A 16,902-nucleotide genomic window follows, 5' to 3' on the forward strand; every position below is an offset into this window, starting at 1 on the left:
CCAGATGAATGCATTGCCCCGGAAAGTAAAAATCGTTGAAGTAGGTCCGCGCGACGGCCTGCAGAATGAAAAGGAAACCATTTCCGCCGACGTGAAAATCGAACTGGTGAACCGCCTGTCGTCGGCGGGTTTTGCCAATATCGAAGCGGCGTCGTTCGTGTCGCCCAAGTGGGTGCCGCAAATGGCCACCAGCGCGGAAGTCATGGAGCGCATCACGCGCCGCGCCGGCGCGATTTATTCCGCGCTGACGCCGAACATGAAGGGCCTGGAAGGCGCGCTGGCCGCGAAAGCGGACGAAGTGGTGATCTTTGGTTCCGCTTCGGAAGCGTTCTCGCAAAAGAACATCAATTGCTCGATCGAAGAATCGATCGCCCGCTTCGTCGACGTGGCGAAAGCCGCCAAGGACAACGGCCTGCGCCTGCGCGGCTCGATCAGCTGCGCATTCGGGTGCCCATACCAGGGCGACGTGCCGCTCGACGCGGTGGCGGACGTGGTGGCGCGCATGCGCGACCTGGGCTGCGATGAGATCGACATTGCCGACACGATTGGTGTCGCGACGCCGCGCAAGACCCAGGCCGTGATGGAGCGTGCCGCATCCGTGTTCCGCCTCGATGGCATTTCCGGCCACTTCCACGATACGTATGGCCAGGCGCTGGCGAATATCTATGCCAGCCTGGAGGTGGGCGTATCGATCTTCCATTCGTCGGTGGCGGGGCTGGGCGGCTGCCCGTACGCCAAGGGCGCCACCGGCAACGTGGCGACCGAAGATGTGCTGTACATGATGAACGGCCTGGGGATTGAAACCGGCATCGACCTCGAAATCGTGGTCGATGCGGGGCAGTACATTTCCGGCATCCTGAACCGCAAGGGCGCCAGCCGCGCCGGTAACGCCATCGCGGCCAAGCGCGCCGGCTGATACGAGGCCGGCAGTACTGTAACGCATGCATGGCGGCTTTCACTGCGTGAAAACCGCCCTACGGTGCAAGCTGCGCAGGCAGATTATGCCGCTATGGCGATTTTTGCTTCCTGTACCGGCAAACCCGCCACGCTACGTAATACGCCATTCTTGGCGGCGACCAGTTCCGCCAGGATCGACAGCGCGATTTCCGGCGGCGTCTTGCTGCCGATATACAGCCCGGCCGGTCCATGTAAACGGTCAAGCTGTTCGCTGTCCAGACCGAAGTGCAGCATCAGCCGCTCGCGACGCCGGGCGTTATTGCTGCGCGAGCCGATGGCCGCCACGTAAAACGCTGGCGACTGCAAGGCTTCCAGCAGCGCCAGGTCATCCAGCTTCGGATCATGCGTCAGCGCGATGACGGCCGTGTTGCAATCCGGCTGCATGGCCTGCACGACATCGTCCGGCATACTGTGCACCATGGTCACGCCTGGCACATCCCACGACTGCGTGTATTCATCGCGCGGGTCGCACACGGTGATGTCAAAGCCCAGCCCCAGCGCGACCTGGCACAGATAGGCGCTGAGTTGTCCGGCGCCGATGACGAGCAGCCGGTAACGGGGACCGAATACCATCGTCAGCATCTCGCCGTGCAAAGCCACCGGACGGAAACTGCCCGCTTCGCCCAGGGTGACCCGGCCCGACGGCACATGCAATTCGCGCGCCACCAAACCCCGTCCCTGCAAGGAGTCCAGCAATTCCGCCAGCCGCGTGCCCGGTCCCACCCGTTCCAGCACCAGTTCCAGGGTGCCGCCGCAGGGCAGGCCGAAACGGTGGGCGGTATCGGCATCGATGCCATACCGCACCGCGAAGGCCGGGCGGCCGTCAAACAAGCCATCCAGCCCGTCCGTGTGGACGCCGGCAATCAAGTCGTCCTCGATGCAGCCGCCCGACACGGAACCCGCCACCAGCCCATCGGCGCGGATCGCCATCAGGGAACCGGGCGGACGCGGTGACGATCCCCAGGTTGCCGCCACCGTGACCAATGCGGCGTCATGCCCGGCCACAGCCCAGGCATGCGCCTGTTTCAGCACCGCGATATCGGCCGCATCCATATTGCCGCTCCCTTAAGCCTTCAATGCATCGGCATTGAATGGCAGGCTACGTACATATTTTCCCGTCGCGGCGGCAATCGCATTGGCGACGGCCGGCGCCACCGGTGGCACGCCTGGTTCGCCCACGCCGGTCGGCTTTTCCGCCGACGCGACGATGTGCACGTCGACCTTCGGCATCTGGTTGATGCGGATCGGTGCGTAGTCGTGGAAGTTCGACTGTTCGACCACGCCCTCCTTGAGCGTGATGGCCCCTTGCAGCGCGGCCGACAATGCAAAGCCCACGCACCCTTCGACCTGCGAGCGCACATTGTCGGGATTGATGGCGATGCCGCAATCGACAGCGCACACGATACGGTCGACCACCACGCTGCCGTCGGCTTTGACGGTGACTTCCGCCACTTGCGCGACATATGTGCTGAACGATTCATGCACGGCCACGCCGCGCGCACGGCGGTCGCCATTGGCGCCCTTGGCCAGCGGCGTGCCCCAGCCAGCCTTGTCGGCCGCCAGTTTCAATACAGCGGCATGGCGCGGATGGTGTTCCAGCAGCGCCAGGCGGAATGCCACGGGGTCCTGGCCGGCCGCCGCCGCCACTTCGTCGATGAAGGTTTCCGTCGAATATGCCGTATGGGTCGAACCGACGGAACGCCACCACAGCACGGGGACGCCGATATCCTGCGGCGAGTGCAAGTCCACCAGCTGGTTGGGAATCGCGTACGGCAGGTTGGCGGCGCCTTCCACCGATACACGGTCCACGCCGTTCTGCACCATGGCCGCGAACGGCGTATTGGCCAGGATCGACTGCCCAACGAGGCGGTGGCGCCAGCCGACCAGGCGTCCCTGCGCATCGAGCGCCGCTTCCAGCGCATGGTGGAAGGCGGGGCGGTAATAGCCTGCCTTCATGTCGTCTTCGCGCAGCCACACCAGTTTCACGGGCGCTTTGCCGCCGATGGCTTTGGCGATGCTGGCCGCTTCCAGGACATAGTCGGAATCCTTGCTGGCGCGGCGGCCGAAACTGCCGCCCGCATACAGCATGTTCAGGGTCACCTGTTCCGGCTTCATGCCCAACAGTGCAGCCACCTTGGCCTGGTCGATGGTCTGGAACTGTTCGCCGTTCCAGATTTCGCAGCCATCCTTTTTCAGGTGCACCACGCAATTCATCGGTTCCATCGCCGCATGGGCCAGGTAAGGGAAATCATAGCTGGCGCGCAGCACGCGCGCCGGCGCGGCGAAGGCCGCATCCGCGTCGCCCACCTTGCGGGCCACGGTGCCGGGGGATTTCGCCAGCTCATGGTAGCGCGCGAAGATTTCGTCCGTGCCCAGCTTGAACGCGCCGCTGTCGTCCCAATCGATGCGCAGCGCGTCGCGCCCTTTTTTGGCGCTCCATGTATCTTTCGCCAGCACCGCCACGCCGGACGGAATGGCCACCACGTCAACCACGCCTTTCACCGCGCGGGCAGCCTTCGCGTCGAAGGACTTGACCTTGCCGCCAAAGCGGGGCGGGTGCGCCACCACGGCCGTCAGCATGCCGGGCAAGTGCACGTCTTGCGTAAAGCGGGCCTGGCCACGGATCTTGGCGGCCGTATCCTTGCGCGGCGCGCGCTTGCCGACCAGTTTGAAATCCTTCGGGTCCTTCAGTGCGACCTTCTCCGGCACCGGCTGTTGCGCCGCCGCCTGCGCCAGCTGGCCGAAGGTGGCCTTGCGCTGCGATGGCGCGTGCATCACGACGCCGTCGCTGACAGTGATGTCGGCGGCCGGCACCTGCCATTGCTGGGCCGCTGCCGCCACCAGCATGGCGCGCGCGGAGGCGCCGGCCTGGCGCAACTGTTCCCAGGAATTGGCCATGGCCGTGCTGCCGCCGGTGCCCTGGACCGGGCCCCACAGCACGTTGTTGTAGCGCTTGGCGTCAGCCGGTGCGCCTTCGACGCGCACCTGGGACCAGGCGGCATCCAGTTCTTCTGCCACGATGGTGGCCAGGCCCGTGTATGTTCCCTGGCCCATTTCCAGGTGCTTGGACATCACGGTCACCGTGCCGTCCGGCGCGATGCGCAGGAAAGCGTTCGGCTCGAACGATGGGGTTGCCGCTGCGGCGGTGCTCGCGGCCGTAGCGGCGCCGGGCAGGTACAGCGCCAGCGTCAAGCCTGCCGCGCTGTGCAGGAAGTTGCGGCGGCTGGCGTTTTCAATGCGGGTAGTCGAGGTCATGGCGTCTCCTTCAGGCCAGCGTTTTTGCAGCATCATGGATGGCGGCGCGGATGCGCACGTAGGTGGCGCAGCGGCAGATATTGCCGGCCATGGCGGCGTCGATGTCGGCGTCGGATGGCTTGCGGTTTTTTTCCAGCAGCGCCACGGCGCTCATGATCTGGCCCGACTGGCAATAGCCGCACTGCACGACGTCGAGTTTCTGCCACGCGTCCTGCACCACTTTGGCGACCTTGGCGGTCCTGGCGGCGTGATCCACGCCTTCGATCGTGACGACTTTTTTGCCGACGGCGGCGGACACCGGCGTGCTGCACGAGCGCACGGGTTCGCCGGCCAGGTGGACCGTGCAGGCGCCGCACAGGCCCATGCCGCAGCCGTATTTGGTGCCGGTCATTTGCAGCGTATCGCGCAACACCCACAACAGCGGGGTGTCGGGGGCGGCATCGACGCGGGTCGCCTTGCCGTTGATGTCGAGTGTGATCATCATGACTCCAGGTAAGTGGACGAAGAAGAGGTGGATTGCATTCTCGTCTGCGCGGCGCGCTTTCTGATAGCACGATCCTGTGAGTTTTTTGCCTAATCCTGTGAAGCCTGCCACGGATGGGTAAAGGTGCATTAACATCGGCCGTGACAAGTATCACGACTATCCGGAGCCTTTTAAGTGAATCAGCACGCCGCCACCATTGAATCCCTGCGCCAACCGCTGGCCGCGACCGTCGCCCGCTGGACCGGCCGCGCCGGCCAGCTGGTCACACCCGTTCCCGGCCTGTCCTTTTTCCGCCGCGATGAACCGACCGAGGCGGCTGCCTGCATGGTGGAGCCCAGCGTTGCGCTGATCGTGCAGGGCGCCAAACAGGCGCTGCTGGGGGATAACGTCTATAACTACGACATCACGCGCTTTTTGATCACGTCGCTGGATTTGCCGGCCATGATGCGGATCGTCGACGCCAGCCCGGAGCGGCCGTACCTGGGCATGGTGATGAAGCTGGATTTGCGGGTGGTGGCGGAAGTGGTGATGCAGAGCGGGATGACGCCGCCGTCCGAACAGGCGGCCGACAGTGGCATGGTGCTGGGAGAAACCACGCCGCACCTGCTGCTGGCATTTACGCGCCTGCTGGAATTGCTGGACGATCCCGACTCGATTCCCGTACTGGCGCCGCTGATCCAGCGTGAAATCTGTTACCGCCTGCTGATGAGCGACCAGGGCGCACGCCTGTGGCAGATCGCCTCGGTGGGCAGCCAGAGCCACCGGATCGGCCGGGCCATCGAGTGGCTGAAGTCGCACTATGCGAGTCCGCTGCGCATCGAGGCGCTGGCGGCGCACGTGCAAATGAGCGCGTCCACGTTCCACCACCATTTCCGCCTGTTGACGGCGATGAGTCCTCTGCAATACCAGAAATGGCTGCGCCTGAACGAAGCGCGGCGCATGATGCTGGCGGAACACCTGGATGCGTCCACGGCGGCATTTCACGTCGGCTATGAAAGCCCGTCCCAGTTCAGCCGCGAATACAGCCGGCTGTTTGGCGCGCCGCCGCGGCGCGACATCGACAACTTGCGGCGGTTGTCCGCGTAGTTTGTTTTATGAAATGAAAAAGCCCGTGAGACGTTTCCATCTCACGGGCTTTTGAATTTGGTCGGAGTACTAGGATTCGAACCTAGGACCCTCTGGTCCCAAACCAGATGCGCTACCGGGCTGCGCTACACTCCGAATACCGTCATGATACTCGGATCAAGTCCGTTGGTCAAATAGCCGTTGGCTGATAAGCGCCATGTTATTGCGGGCCGGAAAGGAAAAAGCCTGTGAGATGTTTCCATCTCACAGGCTTTTAAATTTGGTCGGAGTACAAGGATTCGAACCTTGGACCCTCTGGTCCCAAACCAGATGCGCTACCGGGCTGCGCTACACTCCGAAGAAGCAAGACTATATCTGGCCTTGCGGAAACCGTCAACCCTTAATTTGCAGCGCCCGGTCGTACAGCGCATTTTTTTTCTTGCCCGTGATTTGCGCGGCCAGCGCGGCGGCTTGCTTGACTGGCAATTCCGCCAGCAAAATGTTCAATATCCGCTCCGCTTCCACGTCCTGCGCATCGCTGGCCTGCGGCGCGCCTTCGACCAGCACGACGAATTCGCCTTTCTCGCGATGCGGATCGGCGGCCAGCCACTGCGCCGCTTCCGACAGCGGGCAGCGGTGGATTTCTTCGAACAGTTTCGTCAATTCGCGGGCAAATACCACCTGGCGCGTGGGTTCAAACGCCGCCGCCAGCGCTTCCGCGCACTCGACAATGCGGTGCGGCGCTTCATAAAACACCATGGTGGCAGGCACACTGCGCAATTGCTGCAGCACCGTGTCGCGCTGTTTCGCCTTGGCGGGCAAAAAGCCCACGAAATGAAACTGGTCGTTGACCAGGCCACTGGCCGACAGCGCTGTCACGGCAGCCGACGCCCCCGGCAACGGCATCACGCGCAAACCCGCCGAGCGCACGGCGTCGACGATGCGCGCGCCCGGATCGGAGACGGCGGGCGTGCCCGCATCGGACACCAGTGCAATGCGCTCTCCCGCCTGCAGGCGCGCGATCAGGGTTTCCGCTGCCTCCCGCTCGTTATGCTGGTGCGCGGCGATCAGCGGCTTGTGCAAGCCGAAACGGGTCAGCAATTGCGCCGTGTTGCGGGTGTCTTCACAGGCCACCGCATTGACCAGACTCAAGACATGCAAGGCCCGCACAGTGATATCCGCAACGTTTCCAATGGGCGTCGCCACTACATACAATGTTGCGATAGGATAGGTCTGATTAACCGCTTCGCCCAGGACGGGCAGGGTGGCAATGCTGGTTGCTTGATCTGTCATTGGAGAGAGTGATGCTGCCGATAAAAGTGAAATTGCCGCTGGTTTGCCTGGTAGCCGGTCTCGCCAGCGCCTGCAACTCGCCGATGCCGACCATGTCATCCATGGGATGCGGCACGAGCGGGCCATTGTGCGCGTCCGGCCCCGCCGTGACAAGTGCGCCGGCGCCCAAAGCCGTGCCGTCGCCGAAACCGGCGCCCGTGTATTCCACCGCGCCGCGCCGTGAAATGGGGCCGCCAGCCGAAGTGCAGGCCTTTCCGGTCGACCTGGCCGGGGTGCTGCCCGGTGCGCAGCCGGGGCTGAAAGTGGAAGTGGTCACGCCGCCGGCATCCGAAACCGCAGGGGGATCGGGCGCGGATGGGAATTCCGGCGCCTCGGAACCGCCCGCCGCACAAGCGGCGCAACCGGGCGGTGGCAGCGGCCAGGCTGGCGCCGACGACATTGCCGGCAAGGCCAATGTGTCCGGCGTGTCCGGTGTATCGGGCGTTTCCGGGGTCTCAGGGGTATCGGGTGTTTCAGGTGTCTTGGGCGCGTCCCCCGCATCCGGCAGCAACGCGATCCCGGTGCGTGAAGACACGGCGATCAAACCAGGCCCGGTGCAACAGGGCGCCGCGGTCCCGCCTTACCGCATAGGTTTGCTGCTGCCGTTGCGTTCCGACGCGCTGCGCCAGGCGTCGGAAGCCTTGCGCGCCGGCTTCCTGGCGGGCTGGGAGCGTGACAAGCAGGGCGTGCAAGTGTCCGTCATCGAGACCGGCGACGCCGCGCCGGACGTCCTGGCGTCCTACGTCGATGCGCTGGCCCAGCAAGACATGATCGTCGGCCCGCTGGCCCGTTCCGCGGTGTCCGCCGTGGCAAACAGCCGCAAAGTCGCGAAACCCACGATTGCACTGAATTACCCGGACAACCGCGAAACCGTGGCCTTGCCGCCGCAAATGATGGTGATCGGCCTGTCGATCGAAGACGAGGCGCGCCAGATTGCCGACTGGGCCGGCCGCGAACAGCCCGGCGCCACCGCCTATGTGCTGGGCGGCAGCGTGGCATGGCAGCGGCGCAGCGCCGGCGCGTTTGCCGCGCAATGGCAGCGCATCGGCAATGCGTCGAAAGTGGTGGAATTGACCACCGTGAACGGTTACCTCAACGATGGCGAACTGGTGGCGCTGCGCGGACGCATGCAAACGGAGCCCGGCGCTGTCGTGTTTGCCGCGCTGGACCCGGACCAGACGCGCCAGTTGCGCATCGCGCTGGCCGCGCCGCCGCTGGGTGACATCCCGATTTATGGCACGTCGTCGCTGAATCCGGGCCGCGCGCGGCAAGTGCCCGGCACGGAAATGGATGGTGTGCGGCTGCTGGACATGCCGTGGCAATTGCAGCGCGACCATCCCGCCGTCATGGTGTATCCGCAACTGGTTCCCTCCAGCGAGCGCAAGCCGGACGCCGATATGGAGCGCCTGTATGCGCTGGGCATCGATGCCTATCGCGTGGCCCGTGAAATCGCCCGCCAGCAAGACCAGCCATTGGCCCGTTTCCGCCTCGATGGCGTAACGGGGCAACTGAACGTGAGTTTCGGCGATGGCGCGGCCCGTTTCGAACGGCGTGAATTGCAAGCCGTCTACAAAAATGGTGTGCCGGTGCCGCTGACATTGAGCCAGCAGCCATGACATGGGCGCCACCGGCCGCCAGTTATCCGGCCAGGCGGGCGAAGACCGCGCGCTCGATTACCTGGCCGCCCAAGGTTTGACCTTGGTCGAGCGCAATTTCCGCTGCAAAGTGGGCGAGATCGACCTCGTCATGAACGACCGGGGCAGCCTGGTGTTCGTCGAAGTGCGCCGCCGCGACGGCCGCGACTTCGGCGGCGCCATTGCCAGCGTGACGCCGGCCAAGCAGCGCCGCATGGTGCGCGCAGCCCAGTTTTACCTGTTGCGTTATCGGCAACTGCCGCCATGCCGCTTCGATGTCGTCGCGATCGACGGCACTGGCTTGCAGTGGCTGCGCAATGCTATCGTGCAAGGAATGTAAGCATTTTTTACCGCGCTTGTCAGAGCCGGCTGACGACTGCACTATAATTCTCGCCCATGAATACTCAACGCATCCTCTCCCACTTCCACGAAAGTGCCGAAATCAAGATCCAGTCCGCGACTGCGCTGGCGCAGCCTATCGGTCAGGCGATTGAAATGATGTTTTCGGCTTTGTCTAATGGCAACAAGATCCTGGCCTGCGGCAATGGCGGTTCCGCTGCCGATGCCCAGCATTTCGCGGCGGAGCTGGTAGGACGCTTCGAGCGCGAACGCTTCCCGCTGCCGGCCATTTCGCTGGCGACCGACACGTCGATCCTGACGGCGGTGGCGAACGATTACAGTTACCGTGAAATCTTTTCCAAACAAGTGCAAGCGTATGGCCAGGCTGGCGATATCTTGCTGGCGATTTCCACGTCCGGCAATTCTGCCAACGTGATGGCCGCCATCGAAGCGGCGCTGGAGCGCGAAATGCGCATCATCGCGCTGACGGGCAAGGGCGGCGGAGCGATTGGCAAGATGTTGACCGATGCGGATGTGCATATTTGCGTGCCGGCCGACCGTACCGCCCGTATCCAGGAAGTACACCTGGTAACGATTCATGCCTTGTGCGACGGCATCGATGTCGCGTTGTTTGGTGGAGATGTGAATGAATAAAGTTGTACGTAAGGTCGCGGGCAAGATGCAGCGCCCGCTGGCCATGGTCTTGCTGGGCGCCGCGCTGGCGTCGTCGCTGTCCGGTTGCGTCGGCCTGGTGGCCGCCGGCGCCGTGGGCGGCACGCTGGCCGCGTCGGACCGCCGCACGTTCGGCGCGCAAACGGAAGACAAGGCCATTGCCGTCAAGGCGGAAGTCAAGTTTCCCAATGTGGTCGGCAGTGGCGGCCACGTGAATATCGCCAGCTTCAACCGCCGCGTTCTGCTGACGGGTGAAGTGCGCGACGAAGAAACGCGCAATGCCGTGGAACGCGAAGTGCGCGCCATCGAAGGCGTGCTGTCGGTGACCAATGAACTGGAAGTGGCCGGTCCGTCCAGCTACACGTCCCGTTCCAACGATGCGATTTTGACCGCCAAGGTCAAGGCCAGCCTGGTGGATGCGAAAGACATTTCCGCCAATTCCGTCAAGGTCGTCAGCGAACGCGGTAACGTGTACCTGATGGGCCGCGTCACGCAGCGCGAAGGCAATATCGCATCCGATATCGCCCGTGGCGTTCCCGGCGTGTACAAGGTGGTCAAGGTCTTCGAATACATTTCCGAAGACGAATGGAAGCAATATCAGTCCAAACCCGCCGGCAACTGATTTTGATGAACCCGCCATGCGCGTGCGGCGTACCGGTTATCAACGGACCCGCAGCGCACGGCGGCGCCGCACCCTATAATGGACATACCGATGTCCCCGGATGCCTGACATGACTTCTTCCCGCGCCTGGATCAAACCCGCACTGGCCGCCGCCGTCCTGGCCGGCGTTGGCTTGACCGCTTATTTCTCGCTCAACAGCGCCAACCCGGCGCCGCAAGTCACGTTCGTCGGCATCAAAGGGGAACAGATCACGCCGGCCAGCCTGCAGGGCAAGGTCGTGATGGTGAATTTCTGGGCCACGTCTTGCGCCACCTGTGTCAAAGAAATGCCGCAAATGGTGGACACGTACAACAAGTACAAGGCGCAGGGACTGGAATTCGTCGCCGTGGCGATGGATTACGACCGGCCCGACTACGTGCTGAATTTCGCGGAAAACCGCCAGTTGCCGTTCAAGGTGGCGCTGGACGTCAAAGGCGAAGCAGCCAGGGCGTATGGTGACGTGAAAATGACGCCGACCACGTTCGTCATCGACAAGCAGGGCCGCATCATCAAGCGCTACGTGGGCGAGCCAGAATTCCCCGCGCTGCACCAGTTACTGGAAAAGGCGCTGCAAGGCTGATTGCCGCCGCAGCGTCACCGCATCAAATCCCCGCCTGTAGCGACAAATACCAGCCTTTTTGCGTCTTCGGATTGAAGATCGTGATGGTCCCCAGGTTCGCATAAGCGGCCGTCACCGACACGTTCTTGGTCGGGAACCAGGCGGCAAACACGTCGTAATACGCTTTTTCCGGATCGACGCCGAGGTTGTGCGGCTTGCGCCGGTATTCCGCGCCGATCGCCAGCGTGCGGTGCGCCAGCCAGGCCACCGACACTTCCGGCTGCAGTTTCACGTGGTCGCCCTTGTCGCCACCGAAGCCGAGGATGCCCATCTGGTTCGCCTTGGTGGCGCGCAGCGTGCCGTTCACCAGCAGGCTGTGCTCCAGGCAGACCTTGGTCGCCGACAGGTAATAATCGTAGCCGCGGTCATCTTTCGCACCCAGCTGCTTCACATTGGTCACGCCGAGCGCGCCCAGGCCGCCGATGCCCTTGTTTTTCTTGTACATGATGCCCAGCGCCACCTGCGGCATGGGCCGGTCCTGGTCGTAGACGGCGTCGCCCGCCAGTTTGACTTTCAGGCCCAGGATGTCCTGCTTGATGCGCAGCAAATTCAATGGCGCCAGGTCGCCCTGGAAATCCTGCCGCGCCACCGACAATTCCAGCCGGTCGGCGACGCCCACCGCCACGCCGTACGTTCCCAGCGAATAATCCTGCGTCTGCACGCGGGTGTAGTGCACGTTGCCGCCCCAGCTGTCGCGCGTGCCGTAGCCGGTGATCAGCGCCCATGGCGTAATGCCGCCGCCGCCCGCGCCTTCCACCGTGCTGACACCGCCCGTGGCCAGGAACCTGCCCCTGTCGGGCCTGGCCGGCGCCGGGGGCGCGGAAGCGGTGACGATATCGCGGTGCATCGGCGCCAGCTTGGCGACCAGCTTGTTCGATACGTAGGTCGACACGCCATGGCGTTCCATCGCCAGCTGCAAGTCTTCGGCCAGCGCATTGAACATGGCATCCGTGATTTTCAGGTCGATGTGCACGGATTTCATGTCGCGCACCGTGCCCGTGCCGTCCATGGTCTTGTCGCGGTATTTGCCGGAGTATTTGCAGGGGCCGCCCGCGTATTCGCAGAACTGTTCCTGCAAGCGCTGGTTGATTTGCGGGATATCGAAATCCGCGAAGTTGTCCTTGATGCGGGGATCAGCCAGGACCAGCTCGAGGAAGGTATCGGTGATCTTCCTGATGCCTTCCTTGCCCCCCAGGCCGCGGTAAGTGGAGTCTTCCGTGTAAGGAGTCTGGGCCAGCGCCAGCGACGACGCCAGCAGCAGGCCGGTTGCAGCAAACAGGGGGGCTTTCCGCATCGTTTGTCCTCGACAAAAGGTCATGATCGTCGTGCCAATGTAGCAGATCGCCACGCTCCGCAACCTCCGGGACGGCGCTTATTTCGGCCACAGCACCATTTGTGTGCAACGGAACAACGCTATGGTTTTGCCCGTGTCTTTGTGGATCACGGTGGCGTCCCACACCTGCGTCGTGCGGCCCAGGTGCACGGGTTTCGCCGTTACCGCGATCACGCCTTCGCGGGCCGTGCCCAGGTGGTTCGACTTCAATTCAATGGTGGTGAAGTTTTCCGCGCCATCCGGCAAGTGGGCGATGCAGCCATAGCCGCATGCCGTGTCCGCCAGGGTCACGATACTGCCCGCATGCAGGAAGCCGTTCGGCGCCAGGTGGAACGGCTGGATCTCGATTTCCGCCTGCAATTCGCCTTGCTGGATCGACGTGAAGCGGATGCCCAGGTGGTCGGGCAGCTTGCCTTTGCTGCGCTGGTTGAAGTGATCGAGGTTGAAGCGGGTGATGTCCATGACAGGCTCCTTGCGTGTAGAGATAACACAACATGATACCTGCCAAGGCGTTTGGCGGTTCTTCAAGCGCCTGGCGTAATAAATCAAGGGAGTGACATTTTTTAACAATACGCCGCCTGAAACCCACTCCTAGACTGATTTGGCACGAGCGTTTTTTTAAACCAGAACAGGAGACGAGAATGGTGTTGAAAAAGCAGTTGGCAGTGATAGGGAGCGTCCTGGCCATGGCCGCGCTGCCCGCAATGGCAGGCAATACGGGGCTGGCATTCGTGCACGGCACGGGTAAACAGACCGATGCGGCAAACGATTACTGGACCCGTGAAATGATCGACTCGGTGCGCCAGGGGTTGCCGAACCAGAATCTGTACGTCGTCATCAATTGCGACTTCGACCAGTACATGTGGACCGCCGGCGCGGCGGGCTGCCTGGCCGACCAGCTGCATCCCTTCATCGTCAACAACAACATCACGGACCTGGTGGTGGAAACCCATTCCAACGGCGGCAATATCCTGCGCTGGGTGATGTCCAACCCCACGCAGGACAGCCGCTATCCCGCCATCATCAATGCGATCCGCTGGGTCAATGCGCTGGCTCCATCGTCGCTGGGCACGCCGCTGGCCGATGCGTCCATCAGCGGCAATGCGTTCGAGAGCGCCGTGGGCTGGCTGCTGGGCTACAAGAGTGACGCCGTGCGCCAGCAGCAAACCAGCTGGATGGCCAGCTATAACGCGTCGTGGCTGTATGGCACGGCCGGCCGTCCCGCACTGCCGAAACCGTTCTATCACGTCGTGGGCACCGACGTGGATACGTCGCCGTTCGATGGCGACAGTTATTGCGGCGGCTATACGCTGAACGTGGGCCTGGAAATCACGCAGGCATGGCTGAACAGTTGCTCGGATGGTTTCCTTGAGTGCAGCAGCCAGTCCGGCGCGGGCTGGCGCTGGTTCCAGGACAAGGAGCGTACCGCCGATGCGGAACCGCTGTCGCACAACCAGAGCCGCCGCAAGTGCTTCGGCCTGGACACTATCCTGCGTAACGATATCTGATCAGGGAGCCTGCTATGCAATTGAAATTATCGATGATGGCGGCTGCGCTGATGGCGGCCTGTGTTTCCGCATCCGCGGTGGACCTGTTGCCGAAACAGGCGGGCGACCTGGAGCCTGCCGCGCTGGCGGCGGCCAAGCCTGCGCCGCAAGCGGCCAAGGCGGGCGCGCCGGGCCAGTCGCGCGAAACGGTGGCGCTGAGCTGGGCGTCGTCCGACGCCGGCATGGCCGCCGCCACGCCGCATGAAGCGGAAAGCCGCGAGTCCTATACCATCGTGACGGGCGCCGACTTGGCCAAGGGCGTGCCGCTGAACACGACCGCGCCGCGCGCCGTGGTGCGGGTGCAGGCGCTGGATATGTCCAGTCCCCGCGCGAACCTGGCGATCCATCCGCAATCGATGACGGTGATCGACCAGGCCGGGCGCGCGCGTGGCTCGGCCGAGGCGATGGAGGCGCTGGTGACGGATGACAAGCTGGCCAAGGCGGACCTGCCGTTCGCGCCCGGCACGTCGGCTTTCCGTTTGCATGCAGGACTGGGGGCGGGCCAGTTCAAGCTGCGCGCGGATAACCTGGGCGCGGGCGAACGCTTCCTCGTCAATGTGGTGGAACCGGACAGCCCGGTGTCGCTGACGATGCAGGCTGGCGCCGCCGCGTATCTGCATGGCCAGCAGTTGTCGCTGGTGTCGGCATTGCGCGGCAAGGATGGTTCGAAGCCGGCGTTGACCAGGCTGGAAGGCTATGTGATGTCGCCGGCGGGCCGCCGCTTCCCGCTGACGTTCAGGAATGGCGCGGGCGGCCGCATGACGGCGCAGCTGGCGCTGGATGCCGACGAGGAATTGGCGCCAGGTTTATGGGAAGTGCATGCGCATGGCCAGGGCAAGGCGAAGCAGGGTGACGTGCAGCGTTCGCTGCGCCTGGCCTTCCCCGTAGCGATGCCGACGGCAAAGCTGGACCGCAAGGTGGTGCTGGCCAACAGCAGCGGCGGCATCCAGGTGAACTTCGGCGTGGAAGCGGCGCAGGCGGGGCGCTACGAAGTGCGGGGCGTGTTGTACGGCACGGTGCAGGGCGAGCTGAAGCCGGTCGGTGTCGCGCACGCGGCGCAGTGGATGGAAGCGGGCAGCGGCACTATCGCGCTGGCGTTTGCGCCGGAATTGCGTGTGGCCGCGAGCGGGCCCTATGAAATCCGCGAACTGTTCTTGCTGGACCAGGGCCGCATGGGCGTGCTGCAACGCCAGCAGCGGGCCGTCGTCATCGACGAGCGCGAACTGGCGCGCGTCAGCCCCCGTCCGGACAAGGTGGCGGTAGCCGCACCGCAGCGAGTGAAGTAACTATCGGCCCCCAGTCGAACGATAGTGCTTTTGGGGCCAGGCCCCAAAATGTCGATTAGTTTTATGCCCAGACGATCGGCGTTTTGCCCTTGGCTTCCAGGTACGCGTTGGCCCGTGAAAACGGTTTGCTGCCAAAGAAGCCCCGGTGGGCGGATAGCGGGGAAGGGTGGGGCGACGTGATGACCAGGTGCCGGCGCGTATCGATCAGCTCGCGCTTCTTGATCGCATAGCTGCCCCACAGGATGAACACCAGGTTATCGCGGTCTTGCGACAGTTTGCGGATCGCGCTGTCCGTGAACTGTTCCCAGCCCTTGCCCGCATGGGAGCCGGCCGTGTGGGCCCGTACCGTCAGCACGGCATTGAGCAGGAACACGCCCTGCTGCGCCCAGTCGCTCAAGTCGGTGCGGGTGCGGACGACGCCGATGTCGTCGGCCAGTTCCTGGAAAATGTTTTGCAGGCTCGGTTGCGGGCGGTTGCCTTCCGGGACGGAAAAGCAGAAGCCCATGGCGGCGCCCGGCGTGTGATACGGGTCTTGGCCAAGGATGACGACCTTGACGTCGTCGAACGGCGTCAGGTCAAAGGCGCGGAAGATGTCGCGGCCCTGGGGGAAACAGCGTCCGGAAGCATATTCATTGCGCACGAACGCCGTCAGGTTTTCCCAGTACGGCTGTTCGAACTGGTCCTGGAGCTCGCGCTTCCAGGACCCCTCGATGCGGACCTCAGCCAATCAGGCTTGTTCCAGCACGTTGTGAGCCTGCTGGTCGGCGTGGTACGACGAACGCACCATCGCGCCAACGGCCGCGTGCTTGAAGCCCATCTTGTACGCTTCTTCCTCGAACATCTTGAAGACGTCCGGGTGCACGTAGCGGCGCACCGGCAGGTGGCTGTTCGACGGCGCCAGGTATTGGCCGATGGTCAGCATGTCGATGTCGTGCTCGCGCATGTCGCGCATCACTTGCAGGATTTCCTCGTCGGTTTCGCCCAGGCCGACCATGATGCCGGACTTGGTTTTCACGTTCGGGTACAGGGCCTTGAAGTCTTTCAGCAGCTTCAGCGAGTGCATGTAGTCGGAACCCGGGCGGGCTTCCTTGTACAGGCGCGGCACGGTTTCCAGGTTGTGGTTCATCACGTCCGGCAAGCCTTCGGCGAAGATATCCAGCGCTTTTTGCAGGCGGCCGCGGAAGTCCGGCACCAGTACTTCCACCGTGGTTTGCGGCGACAGTTCGCGGGTTTTCTGGATGCACTCGACGAAGTGGGCGGCGCCGCCGTCGCGCAAGTCGTCGCGGTCGACCGACGTCACCACCACGTAGTTCAGGCGCAGCTTGGCGATGGTGTTAGCCAGGTTTTGCGGTTCATCCTTGTCCAGCGGGTCCGGGCGGCCGTGGCCCACGTCGCAGAACGGGCAGCGGCGGGTGCACTTGTCGCCCATGATCATGAACGTTGCCGTACCCTTGCCGAAGCACTCGCCGATGTTCGGGCAGCTGGCTTCTTCGCACACGGTCACCAGCTTGTTTTCGCGCAGGATGTCCTTGATTTCGTAGAAACGGGTCGACGTGGACGCGGCCTTGACGCGGATCCACTCCGGCTTTTTCAGGCGCTCGACCTGCTCAATCGGGGTGATCTTGATTGGAATGCGCGAGGTCTTGCTGGCGCCTTTCTGCTTTTCGCTGGCGTTGTAAGCGGGGGCGGTGCTGGAAGTGGTCTCGGTAGTCATAGGC

At 63.5% G+C, this 16,902-nt stretch carries 17 protein-coding genes and 2 tRNA genes; 9 read left to right on the top strand and 10 right to left on the bottom strand.

From position 1 onward, the window contains the following. Positions 1-4: 4 nt before the first annotated feature. Positions 5-916 carry a hydroxymethylglutaryl-CoA lyase gene (locus GJ700_RS04110; protein ID WP_154371373.1) on the top strand — a complete coding sequence of 304 codons (912 nt, stop codon included), beginning with the start codon at positions 5-7 and terminating at the stop codon, positions 914-916. 83 nt (positions 917-999) lie between these two features. Here GJ700_RS04110 and GJ700_RS04115 read toward each other — a convergent pair whose 3' ends face one another. The 3 genes from GJ700_RS04115 to GJ700_RS04125 are packed head-to-tail and all read right to left on the bottom strand — an operon-like array spanning position 1,000 to position 4,693. After that, the gene (locus tag GJ700_RS04115) at positions 1,000-2,010 is read right to left on the bottom strand and encodes an XdhC family protein (protein ID WP_154371374.1); all 1,011 of its coding nucleotides are present in this window, start codon (positions 2,008-2,010) and stop codon (positions 1,000-1,002) included. Between the two features lie 12 nt (positions 2,011-2,022). Next, positions 2,023-4,212 carry a xanthine dehydrogenase family protein molybdopterin-binding subunit gene (locus GJ700_RS04120; protein WP_154371375.1) on the bottom strand — a complete coding sequence of 730 codons (2,190 nt, stop codon included), beginning with the start codon at positions 4,210-4,212 and terminating at the stop codon, positions 2,023-2,025. Positions 4,213-4,222: 10 nt separating this feature from the next. Then, positions 4,223-4,693, bottom strand: coding sequence for a (2Fe-2S)-binding protein (locus GJ700_RS04125; RefSeq protein WP_154371565.1), 471 nt, complete (start codon positions 4,691-4,693; stop codon positions 4,223-4,225). 177 nt (positions 4,694-4,870) lie between these two features. Here GJ700_RS04125 and GJ700_RS04130 point away from each other — a divergent pair, with 177 nt between their 5' ends. After that, the gene (locus GJ700_RS04130) at positions 4,871-5,782 is read left to right on the top strand and encodes an AraC family transcriptional regulator (RefSeq protein ID WP_371867817.1); all 912 of its coding nucleotides are present in this window, start codon (positions 4,871-4,873) and stop codon (positions 5,780-5,782) included. A gap of 58 nt (positions 5,783-5,840) precedes the next feature. Here the strand turns inward: GJ700_RS04130 and GJ700_RS04135 are convergent. The 3 genes from GJ700_RS04135 to rsmI all read right to left on the bottom strand — a co-directional run bounded on the left by GJ700_RS04135 (position 5,841) and on the right by rsmI (position 7,054). Continuing rightward, positions 5,841-5,917, bottom strand: a tRNA-Pro gene (locus tag GJ700_RS04135). A gap of 125 nt (positions 5,918-6,042) precedes the next feature. Further along, positions 6,043-6,119 (bottom strand) — tRNA-Pro (locus GJ700_RS04140). Positions 6,120-6,154: 35 nt separating this feature from the next. Then, positions 6,155-7,054 (bottom strand): 16S rRNA (cytidine(1402)-2'-O)-methyltransferase, encoded by a 900-nt coding sequence (gene rsmI / locus GJ700_RS04145; RefSeq protein WP_154371376.1) that lies wholly within the window; start codon positions 7,052-7,054, stop codon positions 6,155-6,157. An 11-nt stretch (positions 7,055-7,065) separates the two neighbouring features. Here rsmI and GJ700_RS04150 point away from each other — a divergent pair, with 11 nt between their 5' ends. From GJ700_RS04150 to GJ700_RS04170, 5 genes are all read left to right on the top strand, one after another. Beyond that, positions 7,066-8,709, top strand: coding sequence for a penicillin-binding protein activator (locus GJ700_RS04150; protein WP_229506791.1), 1,644 nt, complete (start codon positions 7,066-7,068; stop codon positions 8,707-8,709). A 1-nt stretch (position 8,710) separates the two neighbouring features. Further along, complete coding sequence (locus GJ700_RS04155) at positions 8,711-9,067, top strand: YraN family protein (protein WP_154371377.1); 357 nt, start codon at positions 8,711-8,713, stop codon at positions 9,065-9,067. 56 nt (positions 9,068-9,123) lie between these two features. Then, positions 9,124-9,720 carry a phosphoheptose isomerase gene (locus GJ700_RS04160; protein WP_154371378.1) on the top strand — a complete coding sequence of 199 codons (597 nt, stop codon included), beginning with the start codon at positions 9,124-9,126 and terminating at the stop codon, positions 9,718-9,720. Continuing rightward, positions 9,713-10,360, top strand: a complete 648-nt coding sequence (locus GJ700_RS04165; protein WP_229506792.1) for a BON domain-containing protein — start codon at positions 9,713-9,715, stop codon at positions 10,358-10,360. The genes GJ700_RS04160 and GJ700_RS04165 overlap by 8 nt, the downstream gene beginning before the upstream one ends. 109 nt (positions 10,361-10,469) lie before the next feature. Further along, the gene (locus GJ700_RS04170; RefSeq protein WP_154371379.1) at positions 10,470-10,979 is read left to right on the top strand and encodes a TlpA disulfide reductase family protein; all 510 of its coding nucleotides are present in this window, start codon (positions 10,470-10,472) and stop codon (positions 10,977-10,979) included. Between the two features lie 22 nt (positions 10,980-11,001). Here the strand turns inward: GJ700_RS04170 and GJ700_RS36245 are convergent, their stop codons facing one another. Both GJ700_RS36245 and GJ700_RS04180 read right to left on the bottom strand, forming a co-directional pair. After that, positions 11,002-12,336 carry a DUF3034 family protein gene (locus GJ700_RS36245; protein ID WP_371867818.1) on the bottom strand — a complete coding sequence of 445 codons (1,335 nt, stop codon included), beginning with the start codon at positions 12,334-12,336 and terminating at the stop codon, positions 11,002-11,004. A 54-nt stretch (positions 12,337-12,390) separates the two neighbouring features. Further along, a complete protein-coding gene (locus GJ700_RS04180; RefSeq protein ID WP_154371381.1) occupies positions 12,391-12,813 on the bottom strand; it encodes a PaaI family thioesterase in 423 nt (140 codons plus the stop codon). 179 nt (positions 12,814-12,992) lie between these two features. Between GJ700_RS04180 and GJ700_RS04185 the strand changes: the two genes are divergently transcribed. Together GJ700_RS04185 and GJ700_RS04190 are read left to right on the top strand one after the other, a co-directional pair. Continuing rightward, entirely contained in the window at positions 12,993-13,859 is an 867-nt protein-coding gene (locus GJ700_RS04185; protein WP_154371382.1) for a hypothetical protein, read from the top strand. Positions 13,860-13,873: 14 nt separating this feature from the next. Continuing rightward, on the top strand, positions 13,874-15,184 hold the full coding sequence (locus GJ700_RS04190; RefSeq protein WP_154371383.1) for a DUF4785 domain-containing protein: 1,311 nt from the start codon (positions 13,874-13,876) through the stop codon (positions 15,182-15,184). Positions 15,185-15,245: 61 nt separating this feature from the next. Here GJ700_RS04190 and GJ700_RS04195 read toward each other — a convergent pair whose 3' ends face one another. Both GJ700_RS04195 and lipA read right to left on the bottom strand, forming a co-directional pair. Beyond that, positions 15,246-15,911, bottom strand: coding sequence for a uracil-DNA glycosylase (locus GJ700_RS04195; RefSeq protein ID WP_154371384.1), 666 nt, complete (start codon positions 15,909-15,911; stop codon positions 15,246-15,248). Beyond that, on the bottom strand, positions 15,912-16,898 hold the full coding sequence (gene lipA / locus GJ700_RS04200; protein WP_154371385.1) for a lipoyl synthase: 987 nt from the start codon (positions 16,896-16,898) through the stop codon (positions 15,912-15,914). Positions 16,899-16,902: the final 4 nt, after the last annotated feature.

This window comes from Pseudoduganella rivuli (assembly GCF_009674485.1).
Classification (GTDB): domain Bacteria; phylum Pseudomonadota; class Gammaproteobacteria; order Burkholderiales; family Burkholderiaceae_D; genus Rugamonas; species Rugamonas rivuli_B.

Coding starts and splice junctions, on each gene's coding strand:
- GJ700_RS04150 (WP_229506791.1), top strand. CDS start 7,066: ATGCTGCCGATAAAAGTGAAATTGCCGCTGGTTTGCCTGGTAGCCGGT.
- GJ700_RS04120 (WP_154371375.1), bottom strand. CDS start 4,212: ATGACCTCGACTACCCGCATTGAAAACGCCAGCCGCCGCAACTTCCTG.
- GJ700_RS04110 (WP_154371373.1), top strand. CDS start 5: ATGAATGCATTGCCCCGGAAAGTAAAAATCGTTGAAGTAGGTCCGCGC.
- GJ700_RS04155 (WP_154371377.1), top strand. CDS start 8,711: ATGGGCGCCACCGGCCGCCAGTTATCCGGCCAGGCGGGCGAAGACCGC.
- GJ700_RS04115 (WP_154371374.1), bottom strand. CDS start 2,010: ATGGATGCGGCCGATATCGCGGTGCTGAAACAGGCGCATGCCTGGGCT.
- GJ700_RS04185 (WP_154371382.1), top strand. CDS start 12,993: ATGGTGTTGAAAAAGCAGTTGGCAGTGATAGGGAGCGTCCTGGCCATG.
- GJ700_RS04170 (WP_154371379.1), top strand. CDS start 10,470: ATGACTTCTTCCCGCGCCTGGATCAAACCCGCACTGGCCGCCGCCGTC.
- lipA (WP_154371385.1), bottom strand. CDS start 16,898: ATGACTACCGAGACCACTTCCAGCACCGCCCCCGCTTACAACGCCAGC.
- GJ700_RS04180 (WP_154371381.1), bottom strand. CDS start 12,813: ATGGACATCACCCGCTTCAACCTCGATCACTTCAACCAGCGCAGCAAA.
- GJ700_RS04165 (WP_229506792.1), top strand. CDS start 9,713: ATGAATAAAGTTGTACGTAAGGTCGCGGGCAAGATGCAGCGCCCGCTG.
- rsmI (WP_154371376.1), bottom strand. CDS start 7,054: ATGACAGATCAAGCAACCAGCATTGCCACCCTGCCCGTCCTGGGCGAA.
- GJ700_RS04190 (WP_154371383.1), top strand. CDS start 13,874: ATGCAATTGAAATTATCGATGATGGCGGCTGCGCTGATGGCGGCCTGT.
- GJ700_RS36245 (WP_371867818.1), bottom strand. CDS start 12,336: ATGACCTTTTGTCGAGGACAAACGATGCGGAAAGCCCCCCTGTTTGCT.
- GJ700_RS04160 (WP_154371378.1), top strand. CDS start 9,124: ATGAATACTCAACGCATCCTCTCCCACTTCCACGAAAGTGCCGAAATC.
- GJ700_RS04125 (WP_154371565.1), bottom strand. CDS start 4,693: ATGATCACACTCGACATCAACGGCAAGGCGACCCGCGTCGATGCCGCC.